The organism is Marisediminitalea aggregata (assembly GCF_900129565.1).
Taxonomy (GTDB): domain Bacteria; phylum Pseudomonadota; class Gammaproteobacteria; order Enterobacterales; family Alteromonadaceae; genus Alteromonas; species Alteromonas aggregata.
In genome coordinates this window covers 393,311-418,169 of record NZ_FQWD01000005.1, presented here as the reverse complement: position 1 = coordinate 418,169, position 24,859 = coordinate 393,311, and the positions used below count along the sequence as shown (strand labels likewise).

23 protein-coding genes are annotated in these 24,859 nt (G+C 49.4%); 12 read left to right on the top strand and 11 right to left on the bottom strand.

The window, feature by feature from the left end; genetic code table 11:
• Positions 1–3 precede the first annotated feature (3 nt).
• Positions 4–693 (top strand): glycerophosphodiester phosphodiesterase, encoded by a 690-nt coding sequence (locus BUB81_RS16075; RefSeq protein WP_073324346.1) that lies wholly within the window; start codon positions 4–6, stop codon positions 691–693.
• Here the strand turns inward: BUB81_RS16075 and BUB81_RS16070 are convergent.
• Positions 690–1,103: a MerC domain-containing protein gene (locus BUB81_RS16070; RefSeq protein ID WP_073324345.1), complete on the bottom strand. Its 414-nt coding sequence runs from the start codon at positions 1,101–1,103 to the stop codon at positions 690–692. The genes BUB81_RS16075 and BUB81_RS16070 overlap by 4 nt on opposite strands.
• Before the next feature lie 166 nt (positions 1,104–1,269).
• On the opposite strand from BUB81_RS16070, the gene BUB81_RS16065 reads away from it, so the two are divergent.
• A complete protein-coding gene (locus BUB81_RS16065; RefSeq protein WP_073324344.1) occupies positions 1,270–3,078 on the top strand; it encodes a tetratricopeptide repeat-containing sulfotransferase family protein in 1,809 nt (602 codons plus the stop codon).
• Positions 3,079–3,298: 220 nt separating this feature from the next.
• Positions 3,299–6,421, top strand: a complete 3,123-nt coding sequence (locus tag BUB81_RS16060) for a TonB-dependent receptor domain-containing protein (RefSeq protein ID WP_073324456.1) — start codon at positions 3,299–3,301, stop codon at positions 6,419–6,421.
• Positions 6,422–6,673: 252 nt separating this feature from the next.
• Here the strand turns inward: BUB81_RS16060 and BUB81_RS16055 are convergent, their stop codons facing one another.
• The 3 genes from BUB81_RS16055 to gpmI all read right to left on the bottom strand — a co-directional run bounded on the left by BUB81_RS16055 (position 6,674) and on the right by gpmI (position 10,279).
• Positions 6,674–7,483: a divergent polysaccharide deacetylase family protein gene (locus BUB81_RS16055; RefSeq protein ID WP_175555828.1), complete on the bottom strand. Its 810-nt coding sequence runs from the start codon at positions 7,481–7,483 to the stop codon at positions 6,674–6,676.
• Positions 7,484–7,573: 90 nt separating this feature from the next.
• Entirely contained in the window at positions 7,574–8,734 is a 1,161-nt protein-coding gene (locus tag BUB81_RS16050) for a murein hydrolase activator EnvC family protein (RefSeq protein WP_084526644.1), read from the bottom strand.
• 9 nt (positions 8,735–8,743) lie between these two features.
• A complete protein-coding gene (gene gpmI / locus BUB81_RS16045; protein WP_073324343.1) occupies positions 8,744–10,279 on the bottom strand; it encodes a 2,3-bisphosphoglycerate-independent phosphoglycerate mutase in 1,536 nt (511 codons plus the stop codon).
• Between the two features lie 439 nt (positions 10,280–10,718).
• Here gpmI and BUB81_RS16040 point away from each other — a divergent pair, with 439 nt between their 5' ends.
• The 4 genes from BUB81_RS16040 to gpsA are packed head-to-tail and all read left to right on the top strand — an operon-like array spanning position 10,719 to position 12,979.
• On the top strand, positions 10,719–11,144 hold the full coding sequence (locus tag BUB81_RS16040; protein ID WP_073324342.1) for a rhodanese-like domain-containing protein: 426 nt from the start codon (positions 10,719–10,721) through the stop codon (positions 11,142–11,144).
• Positions 11,145–11,164: 20 nt separating this feature from the next.
• Positions 11,165–11,422, top strand: coding sequence for a glutaredoxin 3 (gene grxC, locus BUB81_RS16035; RefSeq protein ID WP_073324341.1), 258 nt, complete (start codon positions 11,165–11,167; stop codon positions 11,420–11,422).
• Positions 11,423–11,458: 36 nt separating this feature from the next.
• Positions 11,459–11,968, top strand: a complete 510-nt coding sequence (gene secB, locus BUB81_RS16030) for a protein-export chaperone SecB (protein ID WP_073324340.1) — start codon at positions 11,459–11,461, stop codon at positions 11,966–11,968.
• Positions 11,969–11,977: 9 nt separating this feature from the next.
• The gene (gene gpsA, locus BUB81_RS16025; RefSeq protein WP_073324339.1) at positions 11,978–12,979 is read left to right on the top strand and encodes an NAD(P)H-dependent glycerol-3-phosphate dehydrogenase; all 1,002 of its coding nucleotides are present in this window, start codon (positions 11,978–11,980) and stop codon (positions 12,977–12,979) included.
• A gap of 13 nt (positions 12,980–12,992) precedes the next feature.
• Here gpsA and trmL read toward each other — a convergent pair whose 3' ends face one another.
• The 7 genes from trmL to BUB81_RS15990 all read right to left on the bottom strand — a co-directional run bounded on the left by trmL (position 12,993) and on the right by BUB81_RS15990 (position 20,412).
• Positions 12,993–13,457, bottom strand: coding sequence for a tRNA (uridine(34)/cytosine(34)/5-carboxymethylaminomethyluridine(34)-2'-O)-methyltransferase TrmL (gene trmL / locus BUB81_RS16020; RefSeq protein ID WP_073324338.1), 465 nt, complete (start codon positions 13,455–13,457; stop codon positions 12,993–12,995).
• Positions 13,458–13,537: 80 nt separating this feature from the next.
• Complete coding sequence (locus tag BUB81_RS16015; RefSeq protein ID WP_073324337.1) at positions 13,538–14,518, bottom strand: alpha/beta fold hydrolase; 981 nt, start codon at positions 14,516–14,518, stop codon at positions 13,538–13,540.
• A complete protein-coding gene (locus tag BUB81_RS16010; protein WP_084526642.1) occupies positions 14,505–15,875 on the bottom strand; it encodes an ATP-binding protein in 1,371 nt (456 codons plus the stop codon). The genes BUB81_RS16015 and BUB81_RS16010 overlap by 14 nt, the downstream gene beginning before the upstream one ends.
• Positions 15,872–16,585 (bottom strand): response regulator, encoded by a 714-nt coding sequence (locus tag BUB81_RS16005; protein WP_073324453.1) that lies wholly within the window; start codon positions 16,583–16,585, stop codon positions 15,872–15,874. Before BUB81_RS16005 ends, BUB81_RS16010 begins: the two co-directional genes overlap by 4 nt.
• 233 nt (positions 16,586–16,818) lie before the next feature.
• Positions 16,819–18,171, bottom strand: a complete 1,353-nt coding sequence (locus BUB81_RS16000; protein ID WP_073324335.1) for a DUF1501 domain-containing protein — start codon at positions 18,169–18,171, stop codon at positions 16,819–16,821.
• Between the two features lie 9 nt (positions 18,172–18,180).
• Entirely contained in the window at positions 18,181–19,830 is a 1,650-nt protein-coding gene (locus BUB81_RS15995) for a DUF1800 domain-containing protein (protein WP_073324334.1), read from the bottom strand.
• 165 nt (positions 19,831–19,995) lie between these two features.
• The gene (locus BUB81_RS15990; protein WP_073324333.1) at positions 19,996–20,412 is read right to left on the bottom strand and encodes a methylglyoxal synthase; all 417 of its coding nucleotides are present in this window, start codon (positions 20,410–20,412) and stop codon (positions 19,996–19,998) included.
• 265 nt (positions 20,413–20,677) lie between these two features.
• On the opposite strand from BUB81_RS15990, the gene BUB81_RS22520 reads away from it, so the two are divergent.
• From BUB81_RS22520 to BUB81_RS15970, 5 genes are all read left to right on the top strand, one after another.
• Entirely contained in the window at positions 20,678–20,800 is a 123-nt protein-coding gene (locus BUB81_RS22520) for a hypothetical protein (protein WP_255051098.1), read from the top strand.
• A 119-nt stretch (positions 20,801–20,919) separates the two neighbouring features.
• Positions 20,920–21,945 (top strand): N-acetyl-gamma-glutamyl-phosphate reductase, encoded by a 1,026-nt coding sequence (gene argC / locus BUB81_RS15985; protein WP_073324332.1) that lies wholly within the window; start codon positions 20,920–20,922, stop codon positions 21,943–21,945.
• Positions 21,932–22,723 (top strand): acetylglutamate kinase, encoded by a 792-nt coding sequence (argB, locus tag BUB81_RS15980; RefSeq protein ID WP_073324331.1) that lies wholly within the window; start codon positions 21,932–21,934, stop codon positions 22,721–22,723. Before argC ends, argB begins: the two co-directional genes overlap by 14 nt.
• 1 nt (position 22,724) lies before the next feature.
• The gene (locus tag BUB81_RS15975) at positions 22,725–23,636 is read left to right on the top strand and encodes an ornithine carbamoyltransferase (protein ID WP_073324330.1); all 912 of its coding nucleotides are present in this window, start codon (positions 22,725–22,727) and stop codon (positions 23,634–23,636) included.
• A gap of 14 nt (positions 23,637–23,650) precedes the next feature.
• Entirely contained in the window at positions 23,651–24,859 is a 1,209-nt protein-coding gene (locus tag BUB81_RS15970) for an argininosuccinate synthase (RefSeq protein WP_073324329.1), read from the top strand.

Below are 24,859 nucleotides of genomic sequence, written 5' to 3'. Positions count from 1 at the left end.
TCTATGTGGATATTGGGGCACCGTGGTGCCAGTAAAGCCGCCCCGGAAAACACCCTTGCGGCCTTTGCACTGGCCATGGCCCAACAGGCTCACGGCATAGAAATCGATACCTACCAGGTTGATGGGAAAATTGTCGTTATCCACGACCGTTGGTTAAATCGCACCACCAATGGTGACGGCATGGTCACCAGCCATTCCCTCGACTATTTACGCAGCCTCGACGCCGGACACGGCGAGCGCATCCCCCTGATGCAAGAAGTGTTCGACACACTGCCTCATGACGCGCTGTTGAACATCGAAATTAAACACCTATCTAACATTGAATCCTGGATAGCCGACGTAAAATCCGGATTGCGAATATCCGGATTTCCGCAACAAAACCTGATTATTTCGTCGTTCAATCATCGTTGGCTCCGCAGCATTAAGCATGCCTGGCCAGAAGTGAAGATTGGTGCACTAACAGCAACCTACCCTGAAAACGGGCTGGGGTTTGCTGATGACCTCAGTGCTTATTCGTTACATATGGCCCTGGACGTCGTTGACGAAGGATATGTAACAGAGGCTAAACAAGCGGGCCTGAAGGTGCTGGTTTACACAGTAGACCACCCGCAGGATATGAAAATGCTAAAAAGCTGGGATGTTGACGGTATTTTTACCAATGTGCCAGACATAGCACGAGATGTGCTGGCTTAGTTATTATCAGCCAAATGCTGTGAGGTAAGCTTGCCCTGGCAACAACGGCACTTTCTGCAAAGTCGCATATTGATCCAGTGTCCAACAATGATGAGCATGGCTCCAACCGCAATAGTAAACGGTTCTCCCGATTCGCCGAACATGTCTTTAAACCAGTAAATAGCGCCGCCGGTGAGCAGAAGAATAAGAGGATAAACCTGACCGTGATAGCGCACTGCACCTGCAATTAGCGCAACACTGCCAATCAGAATCGACAAACTTAAGATGGTGCGTTCAAACCACACTTCGCCGAATACACTGGAGGCCAGAAGTGGCAGCACAGGGATGGCCAGACAATGCAACGCACACAAGCCAGAGATCCAGATCCCTAGCCGGTCGAGAATAGTCGGATTGTCGATGGGTGATTGCATATCAAACCTTAGCGCTGCATACGGATGTTATAATATAACAAACCTGTTTTTTTTCAAGTCAATTTTCACACTATTGGGCCCTCTCTCCGATAAATACCTGTCCCTTGAAGCAATAAAAATTAGCTGTTAGTCTTTTCGACCTTGGCTTTCCGCTCGGATTTAATGCATGTCGTTCCCCTCTCAACCCCAGTTATTCGAGCAAGCGCAAACGCTGGCGCAATCAGGAAAGCAAGCTGATGCAATTAAAATACTCTATCAGGGGGTCAGGCATTACCCGGATTTCTATGCCGGCTGGCTGCTCTTTAGCCGCTGTTTGTTCGAAACGGGTCACATCAAAGAAGCCGTTCAGGTTGCACAACATGCTGACAACGTAGACCCCTGTGAACGGGAATTTCAGCGCATTCAGGCGTTGATGCAACAAAGCAAACCCACAGACGCGGCGGAGGTTGCCCGTAACATGCTGGTGCAAGGCTGTCTGCATCCCAAAGCGCTATTTACACTGGGTAGTATTGCACTGCAGCAGCAACAGCCAGAATATGCCATTGAGTTACTGGCACCCGGCATAGCGCAATACCCTGCCAACATGACACTACAAAGACTCATCGGCGACGCTTATTTGCAAAGCGGGCAATATGCCAATGCCATTCACTCGGCTGAAGCGCTGGTTAGACTCGATACGCGTTTCGATAACCTCTGGCGCTTACTCGGTTTACTATTTAAATATGGTCAGTACGAGGCATTTCTGACTTATTGCCAGCAGGCAGAATCTCTTGCAGAACCGCTTCAGGCGGATATTAAAAGCCAACTGGCATTGCTAAAAGGCCAGGTTCTCAGAATAACCGGCAAGCGAGATGACAGCATATCCGCATTAAAGCTCAGCCTGCACTACAACGCCAAAAATGCCGATGCATGGCTGGCACTGGCAGACTTTAAAGATTACCTGTTCAGTGCTGCTGAGGCTGAGCAACTAGGCGCGCTAATCAGCAGTCACCTCAGTGAACAACAACGTTGTACTGCCGCTTTTGCCTATGCCAGATTGCAGGAACAGCTCTCTACGCCTAAGGAGAGTTTCAAGCACTATGCTGCGGCGAATAAGTTATATGCCGCGAGCCAGGTGCAAATCAATGCCATCGCACAGGAATTTAAGCATATAGAACGTAGCTACACCGCGCCTGCGCTGTCAATTCAGGCAGAAGTTAACACTGCGTTGCCCGTACCGGTTTTTATTGTTGGCCTGCCCCGTTCGGGATCGACACTGGTTGATCAAATGCTGGCAAGTCACAGTCAGGTTGAAGGAACAATGGAACAACCCACCTTGCTCGCTGTTGAGCAATGGGCAAACCGCTTTGCACAGCAGCAGTATAAACAACCATTGCTATCTGTCATCGATCAGCTAACGCCGGCTGACCTTGCAAAAATAGGAAACCGCTATTTAGAAGAAAGTGCGCTGTTCAGGCCTACCGGAAGCCGCTTCTTCACCGATAAACAACCTTTTAATTTTCGCTTAGTCGGCTTAATACACAAAATATTACCCCAGGCCATCATCATTGACGTAGTCCGAAATCCAATGGATTGTGGCCTTAGTTTGTATAAACAATATTTTCATTCCGGTGTGAGCTTTAGCTACGACCAAAACCACATCGGCGAAATCTACAATGCTTACACTGACTTAATGACGTATTGGCAAAAGGCCCTTCCCGGCAAGGTTTACCGCCTTGAATATGAATCACTGGTATCAAATCCGAAGTTACAACTCACCCAGCTATTGAACCATATTGGCCTGGCATTCGAACCAGCTTGTTTAGCCTTTCACAACTCGCCACGCCCGGTGCACACAGCAAGCAGTGAGCAGGTCAGGCAACCCATCAATCGCAACGGTCTGGGCAGTTGGCTTCCTGTCGCCGACGAGCTAGAGACACTGAAACACAGTTTGAGATCGGACTTATATGCCCAGTCAGTAAAGAGCAACCAATAACTGCACCAGTAACAATTGTAGAGATAGCAAGTTGCACTATCTTTAAGCATTTCTCTTCTACTTTAGTGCAATTTAACGCACTCTCATGGTGCTTTTTGTCAGTGAGCTTTTACAATAACGATTGTGTAGCAATGTCCAGCAAGGTTTGTAATTACTGGTACGAGATATGCTAGGCATTCTGTTTATTATAAAAACATCAGAGAACTCTGAGGAAACCATCATGAGCACACCTTTTAAAATTAACGACAAAAAGCGCTCAGCGATATCACTCTGTATCGCTACTGCGTTAGGTCTGGGTTATTCAGCGAATACCCTGGCCCAGGAAACAGAAGAAGAATTGAAATCGGTAGAAGTGATCAACATCACCGGTTCACGAATTCCGACCGACCCTAATGTACTGTCCTCTGTACCCGTACAATCAGTAGACAGCAAAGATATTGCCATGTCTGGTGAGTTAAACCTGGCAGATATCGTTAACGATATTCCCGCGCTTATCTCCTCTTCAACCGCAGAAAATACCGATACAGGTTCTAACTCTTTGAACCTGCGCGGGTTAGGTTCAGAGAGAACACTTACCCTGGTAAACGGCCGTCGACACGTTGCCGGTTTCCGTGGAACCTCAGCGGTAGATATCGGTACCATTCCAAGAGCTTTGGTTGAGCGTGTAGAAGTAACCACTGGTGGTGCATCAGCTGTATATGGTGCTGACGCGGTAACCGGTGTGGTTAACTTCATCCTAAAAGATGACTTTGATGGTTTCCAAATTAACGCGACGGGCGCTTTGCCTGAAGAATCAGGTGGTGGCTCATTTGCCATCGATAGTATCTACGGTAAAAACTTCGACGATGACAAAGGTAACGTTGTTTTCACTTTATCTTATGAAACTGAAGAAGAACTGCTTCACGGCGACCGCGACTGGTCTCGTAACAACGGCATCTCCTCTGTAGTTCCCATTCCAGGCACAGATGGTCAGCGCCAGTTGGCCTCAGACGTTCGTTACTGGTTAACGTCAAATGAAGGGTCGATTGCACCTACCTTTGGTGGTCGTGATGTTACCTATGTTGATATTAACAACAACGGCATTGCCGACTGTCAGGAGTCTGAGGGCGGACGCGTGGGCTACCTTGCGGGTTGTTGGTTAACAAATCCGGACGGTACTGTGCGTGTAAATAGTGACGGCCCTATTTACAACGGTTTGTTAAGTAGTGGCGGTGACGGTGCGAGGTTCAACTTTGACAATGACACCCTGATGCCAAATACCGACAAGTTCATTGTTAACCTGAACGGTAACTATCAAATCAATGAAGAGCTGAATGCATTCTTCGAAGCCAAATACGTAAAAGCAGAAACCAACTTCTACGCAGAATATGACTCGTACTACGACACGCTGTTCATCCTGCCAGACAACCCGTATATCCCTGAGCAGTTGCTGCCGGTTGTAGACCAGACGGGCGGCTTGTTAATCACCCAGGATGCGATTGCCTGGGACGACGATGACACGAATTATGTTCGCGAAACTACGCGCTTTGTAGGTGGATTTACCTGGGATTATTCCTACGACCACAGTTTGGAATTTGCGGTAAACCACGGTCAGTTTAAAAACCAAACCACCTACACAGAGCAATTCATAGACCGTATTTTTGCTGCAATGGACGCCGTAACCGGCCCTGATGGCAGCCCGGTTTGTCGTTCCGACATCGACCCAACTGCTGCATACGAAATTGACTATTTTGCGTTTAACGAAAATTACGCAAACGGACAATTCTATAGCGACCAATACTACACTTTCACACCTGGCGATGGTCAATGTGCGCCGCTAAATCCATTTGGTACGGATGCACTTAGCGATGAAGCAAAAGCATTCATTTCTAACCGTATGCAAGACAACTTAACCATCGAACAAACTGTATTTACGCTAACAGCAGTAGGTCAGTTTGATGACTTATTGGATGGCGTAATTGACGGCGCGTTGGGTTATGCGACCGGTTTAGAGTACCGTGAGGAATCCAGTGATAACCGCCTAGATCCTGTTGCTCTCGGCCAGTTACCTGCCGGAACACCTCACACCGAAGGTCAGCTCGTAAGTGAAGTGTCACCATGGTTAAACTTCCTGACTGGCATAGATAACGTCCAGCAGTTTAATACGAAAGGTGAATATGACGTATTAGATGCCTTTTTGGAAGTACGTTTACCCATATTCCTTGATCGTGAGTTCGCATATGAATTTACCGTTGACGGTGCAGTGCGTGTGGCGGATTACTCTACGCTAGGTAATGCTACTACCTGGAAGCTGGGCTTCTCTTACAGTCCTATCGAAGAATTAAACTTCCGTGGAACCGTGTCAGAAGCGGTACGTGCGCCAAACATTACCGAATTATTTGATCCGCAATTACCAATCACAGTAAACCTAGACACTGATCCATGTGACCCAGCAAATATCGCTGCAGGCACATCATCTCGTCAAGCTAACTGTGTGGCTGGTTTACAAGCAGCCGGTGTAGATTTGGCAGATATTTTAGATGCTGATGGTAATTACATTTGGGAAAACCCATTGACGGCTCGATTCTCTGGAACGTCTGGTGGTAACCCTGAACTTGAGGTTGAAACAGCGGAAACCATTACATTTGGAACCGTTTATCAACCAAGCTTTATTGAGGGTTTAATTCTAACCGTTGACTACTGGAGCGTTGAAATTGAAGATGCGATCTCAGCTGTTAGTGCCAGTGACATTCTTGAGGGCTGTTATGATTCAGATAACTTCCCATCATTAGACTTCTGCAACCAGTTTAATCGCCGTGCAGATGGTGGTTTAAATGACATTACCACCATAGAAATTAACTTCGCACGTATCGAAGCAGAAGGTATCGATTTCTCAGCAAGCTATTCGTTTAATGTTGATGAAAACGAGTTTGGAATCAACGTAGTTGGTACACGTCAGAAAACACTGAACAGATACTTCAACCCTGCTGATTCCTCTGACGTAGATATTGGCCTTGAAGAAATCCAGACTCCGAAAACAGCTGCGAATCTAGAATTGAGCTGGAGCCGCGGTGAGATCAGTATGGCACTACAAACTACCTATCAGAGCCGCCAGGCATACCAAGAGGTGGAAAACTCACTAGGATTGGGTGATAGCCAAGCTTTATTCGGCGAAGGCGGTGGCTTCTTTGGCAGCACCGTTATTCATGACTTCAACGCGAGCTACCAGTTGAACGAAAGCGTTTCAGTCTTCGGTGGTGTGAATAACATTACGGATGAAATTCCATTCGCTACTCAGGAAGCATGGCCTGTAGGTCCTCGCGGACGCACATTCTTCATGGGTGTTAACTACACGATGGAATAATAGTCCCCCCTGGCGGCAGACGCTGGCTATAGTCAGCTTTCCGCTAGGCGTAGCTATGTTGAAAACTATTTAAAAACGGTTGATTACTAAGTGATCAACCGTTTTTTTATGGTTGTTATATTTCCAATGACGATGCTAACAGACAGCGTTTTCTGTTGGTCCAAATTTGTGGTAGGTACCACACAGGCAACGCCGTATCGTTGCAATATAGTTGGGCTAATGATGTATAGACATCTCGTAAAGAATTGCCGATTACCTTGCTGATACAGGGGGATTTATTGATTCTGGTACTTCTGATGCAAACACAGCAGGGCGATTGTTTTGAAAATAATGACTAATCGGCCGCAGTTCAACCTGCTCTGATTCCAGATTGTTAAGTTGCTGCTGCAGGAATGCAATAGACTCGGGATGAGGGTGTGCAATAGCAATTGCACGACCATGGCGCTTCGCCAGACGAAGCAGCCGTTGCCATTGCGTTTGCATGAAAGGCTCAGTTTGTTCATGGTCTAAAAAGACATGGCGACGAGCATTGGGAACATGCTGTTGTTGTGCCACTTGTTGCGCAACGGTTTTAGACGTCGTCCGGCTATCGACAAAGAACAAATTTCGCTGCTTTATTTGCTGCATCACCACTGCCATCGCATCTTCAGAAGCGGTTAATTCACTGCCCATGTGGTTGTTCACGCCGATCGCAAACGGCACGGAACTTAATGCACTATCGAACGTATGGCTAATTTCCTCAGGCACCATGTGCGGTGTAATTGCTCCGGGCCCGAGTGACTTATCTGAATTTGCCGCCATAGGCAGATGCAACATGATCTCGCGGGACTGGCCATGCGCTCTGTATGCCAGCGCTTCACCCAGTGGAGTATGAGGTAAAATAGAAAACGTCACTTCGCTCGGCAACACCAACGCCTGATCATCGGTATAGCGATAGCCGATATCATCGATAATGACGTAAATGGTGGCTTTGTTTTCCGGCGCAGCCAAACAGTCCGAATTGACACCTGCAAGCAGCCCTGCAAGGCAACACAGTTTGATGAGCCAATGTTGTTTAAACACTACCAAGCGCACTTCGTTTTTGTTGTTGTGGCCTAAGCATACCAGCCAACCCCATCAACACCAAGAAGGGATTACCCCCTGTCGATTGACTTACAGGTCGAGCCAGTCTGCAGGATTAACTGCTTTGCCCTTGTGGCGAATTTCGAAGTACAAATTAGGCGAGTTTTGACCGCCACTTTGCCCAAGAAGTGCAACAGTTTCTCCTTTAGCAACCGACTCGCCCGCTTGACGAAGTAATGCCTGATTATGGCCATACACAGTCATAAACCCATCGCCGTGTTCGATGATTGTCACCAGTCCAAAGCCACGTAACCAATCCGAATACACCACACGGCCATGGGCAATAGCCTTAACCGCACTGCCTTCACGGCCGTCGATCATGATGCCTTTCCAACGCACCTGACCCTGTCGGCGCTTACCGAACAGCTTTCTGACTGAGCCGTCGGCCGGTTTTAAGAGTCGTCCTTTATCTGACGCCAGACCGGTCAGCTCCTGCGGAATCTGACTCATCCGTTGTGCCCGCTCAATGGCTTCAACTAACGCCTGTTCCGCTTCGCGAAGTTGGGCAATACGCGTTTCTTCACCGGCAATTTTGGCGTTGAGTTGCTTGAGGGTTTGCTGACGGTCCTGCTGACGGGCAACCAGCTCATTTTGCTGCTGCTGTTGGTCAGCCTGCAACTGATTCAGTTCACTGGCTTTTTGTTGTAACGAAGCAGTGACCGACTCCAATTCAGTGACTGTTGCAGTAAATTGGGTAATATTGGCCTGTCGGGCCTGATTCAAATACTTGTAGTAGGTGATGATTCGCTCAAAACGGGCTGCGTCCTGCTGATAAAATATCATTTTGGCGTAGTCGTAGTGCCCAGCTATAAAGGCACTTTTGAGCTGGCCTGCCAGCATGGACTGCTGTTGACCAATGGCTTCGCGTAGTTCTGCCTGACGGCGAGTTAGCGATGCTTGTTGCTGTTTATTTTCAGCCAGTGCTTTGCGCGTTGTATTTAGCTTTCCCGCTACCGCACCAATTTGTTTTTCGGACTCTGCCAGTACTGCCTGTAACTCTTCGGCTGACGCCCGGCTGTTAAGCAAGGCCTGCTGCCGTGCTTTTAACTCTTCCTGAAGCGCAGCCAGTTCTTTCTCGGCATCGTCGCTGTCCTGTGCCTGCGCGACGGTAGACAACAGCAGCAACATGCAGCCAGCCACTACCGCGCGGGTAATGGCCTTCAACCACACATTGCTTACTGCCAGTGACATGCTTAAAAATTACGACTTAAGCGTCATAATGGTTTTACCTGTCATTTCTTTTGGCTGTTCCATGCCAATTAAGTGCAGAATGGTTGGTGCGACGTCGCTCAGCGTACCGCCTTTGCGAGCCACAGCATCCCGACCGAAGTAAATAAATGGTACTGGCTCACTGGTGTGAGCTGTGTGCGCCTGACCGCTGTTTTTATCGACCATTTGCTCAGCATTACCGTGGTCCGCTGTAATCAAACATTCGCCACCCACTTTCTTCAGCGATTCAATGACCCGGCCGATTGAGTGGTCAACCGCTTCACAGGCTTTTACTGCCGCATTGAAATCACCGGTATGGCCCACCATGTCGCCATTCGGGTAGTTACAAATAATCACGTCGAACTTGCCTGATTCAATGGCGCCAGTCAGTTCATCAGTGAGCTTTTCTGAGTTCATTTCTGGTTGCAGATCGTAAGTCGCTACATCCGGAGAAGGGATCAGAATGCGCTCTTCACCTTCGTACTCTTTTTCAACGCCGCCGCTGAAGAAGAAAGTAACGTGGGCGTATTTTTCAGTTTCTGAAATACGCAGTTGGGTCTTGTTGTGTTTTGCCAGCCATTCACCTAATACGTTAACCAATTTTTCTGGTGGATACGCAACAGGTGCTTTCAGATCGGCTGAATATTCAGTCAACATAACAAACGCCGATAACTCAGGCGCCACTGTTTTGGTGAAGCCATCAAAGCCTGGGTCAAGGAAAACCTGGCTAATTTGACGCGCGCGGTCAGCACGGAAGTTCATGAACAACAAGGTGTCGCCATCTTCCATTGCGACGCTATCGCCAATTACTGTTGGTGGAACAAACTCATCGTTTTTACCCGCCTCATAAGAGGCTTTCAGGCCCTCAACCGCAGAAGCAGCTTGCGCTTCGCCCTTACCCTGGGTAATTAGGTCATAGGCCTTTTGCACACGGTCCCAACGCTTGTCGCGATCCATTGCAAAATAGCGACCAATAATGCTGGCGGTTTTACCTACACCCAGTTCTTCAAACAGCGCATCGGCTTTTTCCAGGGATGCCTGTGCGCTCTGAGGAGGTGTATCACGTCCGTCCAGGAACGCGTGTAAGTAGACTTTCTTTGCGCCGCGGCTCACTGCCATTTTCACAGCAGCAAAAATATGGTCTTCATGGCTGTGTACACCACCTGGCGACATCAAACCCATAATGTGAACGGCTTTGCCTTTGTTGACGGCCTCGTCAACGGCTTTCGTCAGTGCCGGATTGTGTTCAAACTCACCGTCGTCGATAGCTTTAGTGATTTTGGTGAAATCCTGATACACCACGCGACCTGCGCCCAGGTTCACGTGACCCACTTCAGAGTTACCCATTTGTCCGTCAGGTAATCCAACATCCAGACCTGAACCACTGACCAAGGTGCTGGGGTAGTTTGCAAACAATGCATCCAGATTTGGCGTGTTTGCCGCCAGAATTGCATTGTTTTCTGGATCTTCACGATAACCCCAGCCGTCGAGTATGATTAACGCCAGTGTTTTCTTGGATTCAGTCATGAGTTCTCCTATCAAAATTCTATGCCTCCGGGCAGGCTGTCCTGCTCAGACGATACTTGTTACCAAAGGGGTATAGTGGGTACTCAACGGTACTCTTGTTTGATCGCTTTGGTTCGTTAAGACGCTTTATAACGTTCCGTAGGGTGAGGCTTGATTGTTATATTACCAAACCTTACAAGGGATTGAAGTGTATAAGTCAAAATTTCAGCAAATCTGTTCCATAGTTTTTTTCGATTAAACCTGCTGAGTACAATCTACACTGCCTGTTATCCCCTTGTCTGTTTCCATTAGCATGCGTCAGGCAAGGTGCCGGAAAAGCAACGGCACAATCCGGCTCCCGTACAATTTTCAGCCGCAATCCAGGCGCTACCCTAGCTTCTGTCGGTTTTTTCTATATACTTTGCTCTCTTTTTTTAAAACGATGCATTGGGAAGACGTAATGGATCAAATCATCGAATTTGCTGGCAATAACTTTATGCTGGCAGGCATATGGCTGGCGTTGGTTGGCATGCTGGTATACAGCTACGTTAGCGGCTTGATCTCCCCGGTTAAGGAAGTCAGTGTGCATGAGATGACGCTGCTGATAAACCGCGAAGATGCGGTTGTGCTGGATACCCGTTCAGCCAACGACTATAAAGCAGGTCATGTAACAGGTGCTCGCCAGATAAAACCTGAAGAATTACGCGAGCGTAACTTCAGCAAACTTGAAAAACACAAAGACACACCCATTATAGTGGTTTGCGCCATGGGCAATAGTGCCCGTAGTGTCGCAGCGGCTATGACCAAAGCAGGCTTCGCGAAAGTGAATGTGCTGCGCGGTGGTATGAACGCCTGGACTCAGGCCGGACTGCCCGTCGCTAAATAACCAGCAATTGGGGTAACACTGTGAGTAAAGTAGAAATCTACACCAAGGGCTATTGCCCGTATTGTCACCGCGCTAAAGCACTGCTTCAGCAAAAAGGCGTCGAATACACTGAATTTGCCGTGGATGCAGAGCCTGCACTTCGCGACGAGATGATTCAGCGCGCTAACGGTGGTTACACAGTGCCTCAGATTTTTATAAACGGGCAACACATTGGCGGCTGCGACGATATGTACGCGTTAGAGCGACAACAAAAGCTGGACCCGCTGTTGGCCCAATAATTTAATAACGATTATATAAATTCCATAGGTAATATCATGTCTGACGAAAATCAAACAAATCAAGAGAACGCAGCAGCAGGCGCACAAGGCCAGGCTCCACAATTCAACATTCAGCGCATTTACACCAAAGACATCTCTTTTGAGTCGCCAAATGCACCAGGCATCTTTACCAAAGAATGGAAGCCAGAAATTAAACTGGATATCGATACGGCAACCAACAAGCTGGACGGCAACCTGTTTGAAGTTATCCTGTCTGTTACCGTAACTGCCAGCATGGGCGAAGAAACTGCGTTCCTGTGTGAAGTTCAGCAAGCCGGTATTTTCATGATTGGCGAGATGCCAGAAGCGAACAAAGCACACATGCTGGGTTCATTCTGCCCAACTACGCTGTTCCCATACGCGCGTGAAACTATTTCAAACCTGGTTAACCGTGGCACCTTCCCTCCACTGAACCTTGCACCGGTTAACTTCGACGCAATCTTTGCCGCTTACATGCAAAAGCGTGCTCAGGAAGCACAACAAGCGTCACCACAGCTAGACGCTTAATCTCATCGCATGAATCAAGCATCGGTTACGGTACTCGGAGCGGGGTCTTATGGCACCGCTCTGGCGATTTGCCTTGCCCGCAATGGCACTCCCACGCTGCTGTGGGGGCGCGACACACATCAGCTCAGCGATATGGCTGCTGGCCGCCAAAACCAGCGCTATTTGCCCGACATCCCCCTGCCAGACAGTTTACTTATTGAACCCGATCTGACTAAGGCGATTGCAGCTAGCAGAGATATTCTGGTAGTGGTGCCCAGCCATGCGTTTAAAGGCATGCTGGAAACCATAGCGCCCATGTTAACGCCATCGCAACGCATTATATGGGCGACTAAAGGGCTTGAGCCGGGCACAGGCAGGCTGCTTAAAGATGTAGCGCAAGATGTGCTGGGCGAGGGTTACCCGTTAGCCGTGCTGTCTGGCCCCACATTTGCCAAAGAAATGGCAGCGGGCTTGCCAACAGCAATATCCCTGTCGTCTACTGACGATGCGTTTATTGACGATATGGCCGCTAAGCTCCACTGTACCAAGTCATTTCGGGTGTATAAAAACCCGGATTTCACAGGTGTTCAATTAGGCGGCGCAGTTAAGAATGTGATTGCCATTGGCGCAGGACTGGCCGACGGTCTGGGCTTTGGTGCAAACGCAAGAACGGCATTGATTACCCGAGGCTTAGCTGAATTAACGCGCTTGGGTGTTAAAGCCGGCGCACAGCCAGAAACATTTATGGGCATGGCCGGGTTAGGTGACTTAGTGCTGACCTGTACCGACAATCAATCGCGGAACCGCCGTTTCGGATTAGCGCTGGGTAAAGGCGTGTCGGTTGAGCAAGCGATGACCGATATTGGTCAGGTAGTAGAAGGCTACCGCAACACAGAAGAAGTCAAAGCATTGGCAGAACACCTTGATGTAGAAATGCCTATTTGTGAGCAAATCTACGCGGTACTGTATCAGGGTAAGTCACCCAAAGACGCAGCACTGGCCTTATTGGGACGCTCACTAAAAAGCGAATAAATTCCGATGCAGGCTATCTGGCCTGCTCGTATCCAAACTGACGCCAGGATTCATAGACGAAAACCGAGACGGCGTTCGACAAATTCATACTGCGACTGTCTGGTAACATGGGAATGCGAACCCGTTGTGCCGGTGGCAGTGATTCAATGATGTCGTCGGGTAATCCGCGGGTCTCGGGCCCAAACAATAACGCATCGCCTGCCTGATATTGCACGTCAGAATGAAAAGCCTTACCTTTGGTGGTACACGCAAACACCCGCTTGGGATTTCGCTCCGCTAAATAGGCGTCGAAGTTTGCGTAGCGTTTCACTTCTGCAAATTCGTGATAATCCAATCCAGCCCTGCGCACGCGCTTGTCGTCCCAGTCAAAGCCAAGAGGTTCAATTAAGTGCAGCGCATAGCCCGTGTTCGCACATAAGCGAATAATGTTACCCGTGTTGGGCGGAATTTCCGGTTGATAAAGCACAATATCGAGCATGACTTAATTCCTGACAGGTTGCGGCAGAGGGCCCGCATTATCCGAGTTTTCAGGCGTGGCGTCAAAGTACGGTAACAGGGCTAGAGGTCGGAGTTAAAAAAGCTCACTATCTGACGCATAACCGGCGTGCGGATAGCATCCTGCTCAATAAGTATTTCGTGCTTCGCACCAGCCACCGATACCCAATTAGCATTGGGCATATTGCTGACCACGCGCTGCTGTCTTTGGTTATCGACCACCCCATCCCGCTCAGCGCTAAAAACAGTCACAGGTAGTGTGAGTTCACTGGCGTGTTGTTCAATCTGCCACATTGCTGCACTGGCTGCCGCCAACCACTCAGGCGTAACACCGCCGAGCTGAATTTCCGGCTGCAGAGTATACAGTTCCCGAAACAACTTATAACGCGCCTCACTGCCAGTTAACCGGTTTGTTGCAAAAGGCTCTTCGTGATAGTTACGCTGACCAAAAAAATAACCACTGGCCCCTGGCACACAGGCGTTATACAGGCGATTTACTGTAATGAGTGTAGACGCCAACCACTGTGGCATTGCAGGCCGAATACCAAACATGGGCGCACAAAATACCACCCTCGAAAACACTTTAGGCATAGACAATACCGTAAGCGCGCCAATGGCCGAGCCCATGGAATGACACAACAGATTCAGGCTGCCTTGCTGATTGGGGATCACTACCTCATTTAAAAAGTGCTGCATGTCGGCAACGTATTCGTCGAAATGATTTACGAAGCCCAGGTGAGGATTGTCGCGCATTCTGCCAGATAACCCCTGACCGCGGTGATCGAGTATAAAAACCGCAAAGCCCTGATGGTAGAGGTCATATATGACCTCCTGATACTTCAGCAACGACTCTATACGGCCCGAACTGATAACCACCGACGCATGCGCACTTTCAGGTACACAATAGGCATAGTGCACCTGTATGTCCCCCTGCCCGGTAAAACGGCCTTGCGACACGCACTGTTGCCAAAACGGCGTTATAGATTGCGCGTAATCCTGCTGCAGGGTAGGTTCGGTAAAATACGAATAATTATTCTCGCTCATTCCCTAAGGGTACGGTAATTGTGACAACCAGACCACCAGAATCTGCCGGTTTAGCGCTTATGGTGCCCCGGTGTAAGGCTATAGCCGCCTGCGCGATGGCCAGTCCAAGACCCACGCCCCCTGATTTGCGCTCCCTCGATGCCGAAGGTCGGTAGAATGGCCTGAAGATCTCTTCGCATTCCTGTGGCGTTAGCCCAGGTCCGTCGTCCTGAACAACCAGCGTAACCTGATCATCCTTCACGGTAAATGCTACCTCAACCTGCGTATCTGCATAACGAATGGCATTGCGCAGGACGTTTTCTACTGCGCTGTTTAACTGCGTAGCATCTGCTCTCAGAACAATGTCCGGAATCTCATCACAATTGAAATGTTTACTGTTGGTGCTTGCCTCAAAGGCCGCATCCTGAAACAACTCGCGCATAGTTTCCCGCAAATTCACTTTACCTAACGCCGGCTTGCCAGCTTCTGCGCGTGTCAGTTGCAACAGTTGATTGATCAGTGCTTCCATACGAATCGCTTCACGCTCGATCCGGTCAAGCGTTGGTGTATCCACCTCCTGCTGATGAGCCAGACCAATCGCCATTTGCATTCGAGCTAGTGGTGAACGCAGCTCGTGAGAAATATCAGCCAGCAACCGCTTCTGTCCTGACCACATCGTTGATAACTGCTCAGCCATTAAATTAAAGTCCGCTGCCAGCTCACCGATTTCATCGCGTCTGAATGCCTTGATATCAGTCCGTGCCTGCCAATCGCCCTCGGCTAACTTTCGGCCAGTGTGCTGCAAATGCCGAATGGGGCGGACAATAGACTTAGCAAACAACCAGCAGAACAATGCGGAAATAATCACGGCAGTCGGAATTAACCAGGTGAACAAGCGCTCCGGACCACCTTTGCCGTCTGGATGACGCCAGAATACGGCATGAGATGTGCCGTTGAAGTCTACCAGCACAGGTCCCACCGCAACCATTGGCCCTAACTGCACCGAAATATAATTAGACTGACGGGCAAATTGTGCCAGCAGGTTTTCTTCATCCTGACGCAGTGGCGGCCCACCGTCACTCATCACCCTGCCAGAGTCCAGGTTAACCGAAATGAACGAACGCCGTTTTCGAATACTTAAGTCGCGCAAAAGCGGTCTGAAACGGTCGTAATCAGCTTTACGCATTTCCAACTCATTCACCATAGACACTAATTCCTGAATATCGGTATTACTGGGCTGCTCAATCTGAAATGGCTGATAGAACATTCTGGCCAACCAGGCCGACGTGACAGCCGTTAATACCAGCGTTACCCAGAACCAAAGAAAAAGGCGCCCAACAAGGCGCCGCGTAGGATTAATAAACGCTAAAAATTTCATGATTGCTGCCGCAATAAGTAGCCAGAGCCACGTATGGTTTTGATTTTTTCATCATTGCAACAGGCTGATATTTTCTTGCGTAAGTTACTCACATGCATATCTATGCTTCTGTCGAATGCCATGAGTTTGCGGCCCAGCACCTGCTGACTGATATCTTCTTTGGACACCAGTTCGCCGGCATTCACCATTAACAAGCGCAGGATAGAGAACTCTGTGCCGGTCAACGTTAACGGTACGCCTTTCACTGATGCTTCCTGTTTACTGACACTCAACTCAATGCCATTGATTACCAAGTCCTGTTGTTGCTTTACCTGAGAACCGAGGTCCAGGCGGCGGAAGATAGCTTTAATACGCGCCACCAACTCACGGTGATTAAAGGGTTTTGGCAGGTAGTCATCGGCGCCCAGTTCAAGGCCCAGAATGCGGTCGTAGTCGTCACCTTTGGCGGTTAGCATTAGTACTGGTGTTAAATGCGTCTGGCGCAGTTTTTTCAGAACGTCAAAACCATCCATTTTCGGCATCATCACGTCTAACAGGATCAGGTCGAAATTCCCGATTCCGGTGGCCAGCTTTAAGCCCGCCTCGCCGTCAGGCGCCAGGGTTACCTCATAGCCCATGGTTTCCAGGTAACTTTTCAGCATGTCACTCAGCTCATCGTCGTCATCAATCAACAAAATAGACTGATAAGCCGTAAACGACGGCTTGCTCATATTACTCACGTCGATTTCCTTTTTTTGCCATACGTGATTAATTACATTAACGGTAGATATAGCACGGGCTTTCATGGTGGTCATAATTTTTCCATTAATGTGGAAGACAATTCTGACCGCAAGATTACTGATTGCTTATTACACAAGCAAAACGAATACCCGTGATTTACGCAACTTTTACATTACCGAACGATCGCACCTGACAAATAAACATCTCCCCCCTGCTGAGGCCGTTACTCCGCTAAAAAGCCCAGATTATGCTGATTAAAGTTGTTCAGGTTCGGCAATATCTCAGTCAGCTCGTTATCGGCTAAGCCAAACCATTGGGCCAGGGTAGCCGCATATTGGTCTACCGACAATGTGGGAATGATACGCCCATCGCCCAAGTCATCGTCACTGCCGAGCGACATTTGAGGAAGCTGTCCATATATATCGGCGCCCTGCACGGCCCCTCCCAGCACGATATGATTGCCACCCCAGCCGTGATCGGTGCCATCCCCATTGCTCGTTAATGTGCGTCCGAAATCCGATGCCGTAAAAGCAGTAACCTGCTCACTTACGCCCAATTCGGCCGTAGCGTTATAAAATGCAGCCATACCATTAGCCAGCTCACTCAATAAAGTCGGATGATCGGCTAACTGATTATCGTGGGTGTCCCATCCGCCCATAGCAACAAAGTATATTTGCCTGGGTTGATTTAAGTGCTGTTGAACACTGATCATGTTAGCCACCAGCCGCATCTGCTCTGCAAAACGGGTAGCCGGGAACGCGGTTGATAGCTCAGGCCCCAATGCCAACGCACTGTTCACCAGTCCACCGGTTGTGCGAGTGCGGTCGACCATAGCCGCAAACTGAGAGGCAAACAGGCCTTCGGTGTTGGCGTGAATACGGTCTAAAAACGCAGCATTTGGCCGCTGCCACTCTTCATCAGGGTTTATCCCCTCGAGGATTTCGGCGCCCTGACTACTTAAGGCAAAAGGCAATACCTGACTGCCGGTCTGCCATAGATTATTGCCTGCCATAGACAAGTTCATCGACAGCGGTTCTGTGCCGTCTGACAACATATCAGCCATTCGACCTGCCCAGCCAGTTAATGCGGCTTGCTGTGGGTGAGCGGTTTGCCAATGATTTTGTTGGTCTGAATGTGAGAACAACTGTGGCGGCAGCATGACGCGGCCCGTCAAGATATCCGCTTTAGACGCAGGCTCAATCATAGGTCCTACGTTTGCAACCAGCGCCATATTGCCCTGTTCATAAATCGTATGAAGTGCAGCCAAAGAAGGATGTAACCCGACGCTTGAGTATTGCGTATTGGTGACGTTTATTGGTAGCGCTACATTGCGCGCGACGGCAAGATTTTGTCGGGTAGCAGCGTATTGGTCGTAGGCACGCTGATCTGTAGGAATAAGCATGTTCAGAGAATCATTCCCGCCTAGCAAAAATACGCACACCAGTGCTTTGTAGTCGGTAAAACTGTTCGCCGAGGTCGCAGCGTTTACCAGATTAAATTGCGATGTGGTTGCCCACAGAGAGCTTGCCCCACCCAAGCCAACCAGGCTGCGCTTTAAAAAATCACGTCGTTGCATGGCTGGCTCCTATTGCTGCGCCGCAAACTGCGGTGAAATAGTTATCAAATAGACCACATTGGCCAATTTGACCCAGTCGGCCTCGCCCTGTGACCAGTAATCCAGTGCGTCCATCAGCACGGTGCGCATAGTGTCGTTCATTTGCCCGTCCATCAACATCAGGTTCAGGTAATCCAATAATGCGTCGTGGTCGTCAGAGAGTGCTGCCAGTTGGTCGAAATTCACGATCCCTGCATCATCTTCAACAATGTCGTCACCGCGCAGGTTGTTAAACCACGCCATGTAGAACATGTAATTGACGTATCGGGTGATACTAATTTCGTTGGTAATTTGAAATTCTGGTGACACCAGTCCCGCTTCGCGAATAGCGCCCGGCGCACTGTAATCCGGGCGGTAAAAGTTAAATACACTGGGTGAATCCAACGGTGCGACACCAATATTCAGGCCCACAAATTCATGGCCCATACCGCCGTCGCGTGCCCGGGATTGAAACACACGCATAACATGCGCAATCCGCAACAGTGGATTTCTTAGCTTGCCGGTACTGGTTGAGTTAATGTCTCGCGCTTCGTCGTCCAGTAAAATAGCTTCGATAACCGCTCGCATATCACCACGCACACCCTCGCCATTGTCGTTAAATGCGGCAGCCACACGAGACACATAACCGGCACTGGGATTGCTCGTAACCAGGCGCTGAATCAGCTGTTTACCAATAAACGGCCCGACATTGGGATGATTGAACAGATTATCCAGTGCCATGGCAAGGTCAGCTCTGGCATTTTGACCGGCTGGCACCACAGTGCCGTTCAGCAGAATTTTTTCACCCCGATCATGAAAAGCCTCATAGGGCTCCATGGGAGACTGTCCATCGTAATTATCATCCCACCAGCTTGCCCTGCCAGCGTAATGCCAGCCAGTAAACACATGAGCGAAGCCCTTTATTGTTTCTTGATCATAGGTGGCGACTGGATTGCCCTGACTATCGGTTACCACACTCCCATCCTGATTGAGTTCCACCAATCCAATAGTAAACAGTTGCATAACCTCTCGCGCAAAGTTCTCATCCGGGCGAATGTTTCTTTCGGCATCCGGCTTTTCATTGCCGAGCATGCTCAAATACATGCCCATCATCGGGTGTAAAGTCACCGCTTCGAGTAAGTCCCTGAAGTTGCCAAAGCTATGCGTGAGTAAAGTATCGTAGTAAGACGTAACGCCTCTGGGATCAACCAACAACCGTGCATCTTTGGTAGACACTACAAAAATCTGTGACAGCGAGAAGGCCACACGCTGTCGAAGTTGGTCATCCGCGTAAATAGAACGCTGCCACCAGATCTCAACCCAATGATGGCTGTAAATTTCATCACCGGGAAAGGTACTGTTCAACAACGGCAGATGTTCAGTAACCGGCGAAGCAAACTGCGCTTCTAACCAGGCTTCAGCACCAATTTCCGCCACGTTTTCCACACTGCCATCGGTGGGGCCAAATGACGCCTGCAACAGCAAACGCACTGCTTCTTGGTCTGTCATTGCCCGGTCTGGAGGCGTTGGTTGGGGCTGGGGAGACGGTGTTGGTTCAGGTGCTGGCGTAGCAGCATCTTCGCCACCACATGCCGGGAGCAAAGCGACTAAAAAAAAGCAGAAAATGAAACGAGTGAACATAGTGTCCCGCCCGAGTGTTGACCGAAGAATTTTCAGTATGACACAGGCGGCACCGTTTTGCGGGTATACCCATCGACTAATGCGTATATTTATTCTACAGCAGGAACCCTTCCGTCCCCCCCGGAATAATAGCAATTAGCTGGCAGATTACTGCGTTTCTCCTGTTTACTTGCCGTAGTTAGGTACTTTCCGCAGGTGTGAAGGGTCACTGAACAATGGTGACGTGACGATTAAATCCGCGGTAGCCGGCGAACATGCAACAGGCACATTCCAAACCGAGCACAAGCGCAGCAGCGCTTTTACGTCCGGGTCATGCGGCGCGGGGTTCAACGGGTCCCAGAAGAAAAACAACCCATCCAGATTGCCGTCGGCAATGAGTGCACCGATTTGCTGATCGCCGCCTAGCGGACCGCTTTTAAACCGGTGTACTTCAAGGCCGGTATTGTCGTGAATCAGGGCCCCGGTTGTGCCGGTTGCAACAATGCGAAACGGGCGCAGGGTGTCAATGTGCTGTTTTACCCACTCGAGCAGTTCGGCTTTTTTATGGTCGTGAGCAACCAACGCAATGGTACGGCTAGACATGGCAATTCCTTTCTTTATTGTATGATTATTCGCTTTTTGTACCATTTATCAGCGGGTAATGAAACGGTAACCCTAAACTGAAAAAATGGATAGTTTGTCGCCAGACAGGGGTAAAACTGAATTTTACCTGGCAATCGTAAATATTTATACATTTTTATTGCATAAATATTCCAATATTGTATGATGGCAAGCGGTAATAGTTTTCGGCCCTGCTTTTTGCCTGATTAACGTGCAGGGTATCGGGAAAACATAACAGGATTAGGACATGAATATGACAATCAACCGGTTTGCCAAGCCGGTTGCTAACGCCCAGTTTAGCTCTCCCCTGGCTGGCTACAATATGCAGTGTGAATGGCGACGACGTATAGTCAGGTCGCCGAAGCAGTAGAACACTCGCTGTAGCACACTTTTTACCTTTGTGCTTTATCGGTCGGCCTGCTCACAAGCCCCACGCAAAGGTAAAAAGTGTTTTTTTATTTGTAACTACCCAAACTCTACGAACGAACTATGTTTAATATTGCAGTGATTGGTGCCAGCGGATACACCGGGGCACAGCTAGTTAATTTAATTGTTGGTCATCCTCAAATGACCCTGAAGCATGTACTGGTATCTGAAAACAGTGCAGACGCGGGTAAAACCATGGCACAAGTGCATGGTAACCTGGCGCATCTTTCTCAATATGTACTTACTCCATTAAACAGTGATCTGCTGGCCGAATTAGCCGCCACGATGGACGGCATTTTCCTGGCTACGCCTCACGAAGCCAGTCATGACTGGATGGAAGCACTGTCTGCCGGGAAAGCAAAAGTATTCGATTTATCGGGCGCATTCCGTCTTAAAGATACAGAAGTATTCGCTAAACATTACGGTTTTGCGCACACGTCTGTCGATTGCCTTGATAAAGCCGTTTATGGTCTGGCTGAGTATCAGGCTGATGCGCTGAAAAGCGCCAATATTGTTGCGGTGCCGGGTTGCTACCCAACGGCATCATTGCTGGCGTTAAAGCCGCTGTTTAACGCAGGCCTGCTGGACACCAGCATGCGCCCTATTATTAATGCCGTTTCAGGCGTGAGTGGCGCGGGCAGAAAAGCCAGCCTTACCACCAGCTTTTACGAAGTCAGCCTGCAAGCCTATGGCGTGCTGGGGCATCGCCACACCCCTGAAATTGAAGCTCACCTGGGTACGCAGGTTATCTTTACCCCGCACCTGGGCAATTTCAAACGCGGTATTCTGGCAACCGTCACCGTTAAGCTAAAAGCAGGCACAACCCAAAGTGATCTGGATAGCCTGTATGAGTCCGTGTATGCTGACCAGCCTATCGTAAGATTACGCGAAAGCTTCCCTAAAGTTGACGATGTAGCACACACCCCGTTTTGTGATCTGCATTGGAAGGTTGATGCCGAATCTGGTTACGCCGTAGTAGCCAGTGCTATCGACAACGTTATGAAGGGCGCCGCGTCTCAAGCCATGCAATGTGCCAACCTGGCGCTTGGCTTGTCTGCTACACAGGGATTGATTCATGGCTACGAGTAACACGCCAGTCGTTATTAAAGTCGGCGGCGCATTATTGGAAAATCCGGCAATAGCCGCACAATTGTTAACTGAGATCAAAGCGTTAATGGCCACACGCTCGGTAATATTGGTACATGGTGGCGGCGCAATGGTGGACACCCTGTTAGGTGCCATGCAGTTAACCAGTACCAAAATTGATGGACTACGGGTTACGCCCGATGAGCACATGCCTGTGGTTAGCGGTGCATTGGCGGGCACGGCAAACAAAATGTTGTGTGGCCTGGCAATTGGTGCAGGCGTTACCCCTGTGGGAATTAGTTTACTCGATGGCGGCTTAACACAATGCACTGTACTGAACGAAAAATACGGCGCGGTAGGCATTCCGTCTCCGGGTAGTTCAGCCTTGCTGGATCACTTGCTGGCAAGCGGTTGTTTGCCCGTAATCAGTTCTATTGGCAGTAATGCCGATGGCCGTTTGCTGAATGTAAACGCCGATCAGGCCGCAACCGTTATCGCCGAGTTAACTGGCGGTGACCTATTGCTGCTCAGCAATGTTGAAGGCGTACTTGACGGCGATAAAGTGCTAATTCACGCCCTGGATGAAGCCCGCCTGAAAGACGAAGTAAATAAAGGCGTTATTAAAGACGGCATGCTGGTAAAAGTAGAAGCCGCTATGCAAGCCGCAACTCAATTAAGTAAGCCGGTAACGATTGCCAGTTGGTCGCAGTCGTTAGCCGCTATTTTAACTAACCAAACCGGAACCAGAGTGATTCCGGCAGCCCAGATTTCTGGAGAGTAGCATGAAGCAGGATTTATTAACCTTTGCCAACTGGACACCCGACCAAATGCAGGAACTTCTTGCACTGGCTGTTCAGATTAAACAGTCGCCGGCGGCCTATGCCAACGTACTGGCAGGTAAATCAGTGGTTGCGCTGTTTGAGAAGCCTTCTCTGCGTACCCGCGTAAGCTTCGACATCGGTATTAACCGCCTGGGCGGTCATATGGTGTATTTGGACAGCCAGTCAAACAAGCTAGCCGGACGTGAAGATGCCGTTGACGTAGCCGCTAACCTTGCGTGCTGGGCCGATGCCATTGTAGCTCGAGTATTCTCGCACGAGACACTGGTTACTTTTTCAGAAGCCGCCAACGTGCCGGTTATTAACGCGCTGTGCGACAAGTATCACCCTTGTCAGGGTTTGGCTGACTATCTTACTCTGTTCGAGAAATTCGGCAGCACCGAAGGCCTGACCATGGCCTATGTGGGCGACGGTAACAATGTCACACACTCACTGTTGATTGTGGGCGCATTGCTGGGATGCCATCAGGTAGTAGTTACGCCTGAAGGCCACGAAGCCGACCCTACCATTGTGGCCCAGGCCAAAGCCATTGCAGAGCAAACTGGCGTAAAAATCACAGAGTCTCATGACGTTGCTGCCGCGAAAGGCGCGAATGTCATTTATACCGACACCTGGTTATCAATGGGCGACGACACGCCACTTGAAACCATTAAAGACAAGTTTATGCCGTATCAGGTTAACGAGGCACTGATGGAGCTGACAGGTGCAACACACGTACTGCACTGCCAGCCCGCTCACCGCGACCTGGAAATTACCGGAAGCCTGATGGACAGCGACGCGTCGCTGCTAATGCAACAGGCAGAAAACCGGATGCACGGCCAAAATGCTATTTTAACCCATTTGTTAGGAGCCTAATCAGGACACCCATTATGCGCAAAGTAAACAAAGTTGTGCTCGCCTACTCAGGCGGTTTAGATACCTCAGCGATCATTCCATGGTTAAAAGAAAACTATGACTGCGAAGTTGTCGCGTTTGCGGCCGATGTGGGTCAGGGTGACGAAGAACTGGAAGGCCTGAAGGAAAAAGCCATTGCGACGGGTGCAAGCGAATGCTACATCGTCGATCTGAAAGAAGAATTCGTTAAAGAATATATCTTCCCAACCATCACTACCGGTGCCGTTTACGAAGGCGAATACCTGTTAGGTACGTCTATGGCACGCCCGGTAATTGCCAAAGCGCAGGTTGAAATTGCCCGTAAAGTAGGTGCTGACGCGCTATGCCACGGTTGTACCGGTAAAGGTAACGACCAGGTTCGTTTTGAAGGAGCATTTAACGCACTGGCACCAGATCTGGCGGTTATTGCGCCATGGCGTGAGTGGGACATGGTATCGCGTGAAGACCTGCTGGCTTACCTGGCAGAGCGCAATATCAAAACCACGGCATCTGCCACCAAGATCTACAGCCGTGATGCAAACGCATGGCACATTTCACACGAAGGTGGAGAACTGGAAGATCCATGGTGCGAGCCTAGCAAGCAGGTCTGGACCATGACCGTTGATCCAGAAGAAGCTCCTGATCAGGCAGAGCGTGTAAACCTTAAATTCTTCGAAGGTGCACTGACGCACGTAAACGGTAAAGAAGTGTCTCCATACGAAGGTTTGGTTGAACTGAACAAACTGGCTGCTGCCCACGGTGTGGGTCGTATCGACATCGTTGAAAACCGTCTGGTTGGCATGAAGTCACGTGGCTGTTATGAAACGCCAGGAGGCACCGTACTACTTAAAGCGTACAAAGCGCTTGAAACCATGGTACTGGACAAAGCGTCTCTGAAGCACCGTGAACAGCTTGCCCTTGAATTCTCACACGTTATGTATGACGGCCGTTGGTTCACCCCGCTGAGCGACGCCCTTATTGCAGGTGCTGCCTCGTTTGCTAAATACGTAACCGGCGAAATCGTAGTGAAACTCTACAAAGGTCAGGCAACCGTGACACAGCGTCAGTCGCCTAATAGCTTGTACTCTGAAGACTTCGCAACCTTCGGTGCAGACGACGTTTACGACCAGAAACACGCAGAAGGCTTTATCCGTCTGTTTAGCTTATCAAGCCGTATCGCGGCACTGAAAAAGCAGGGAGAGTAA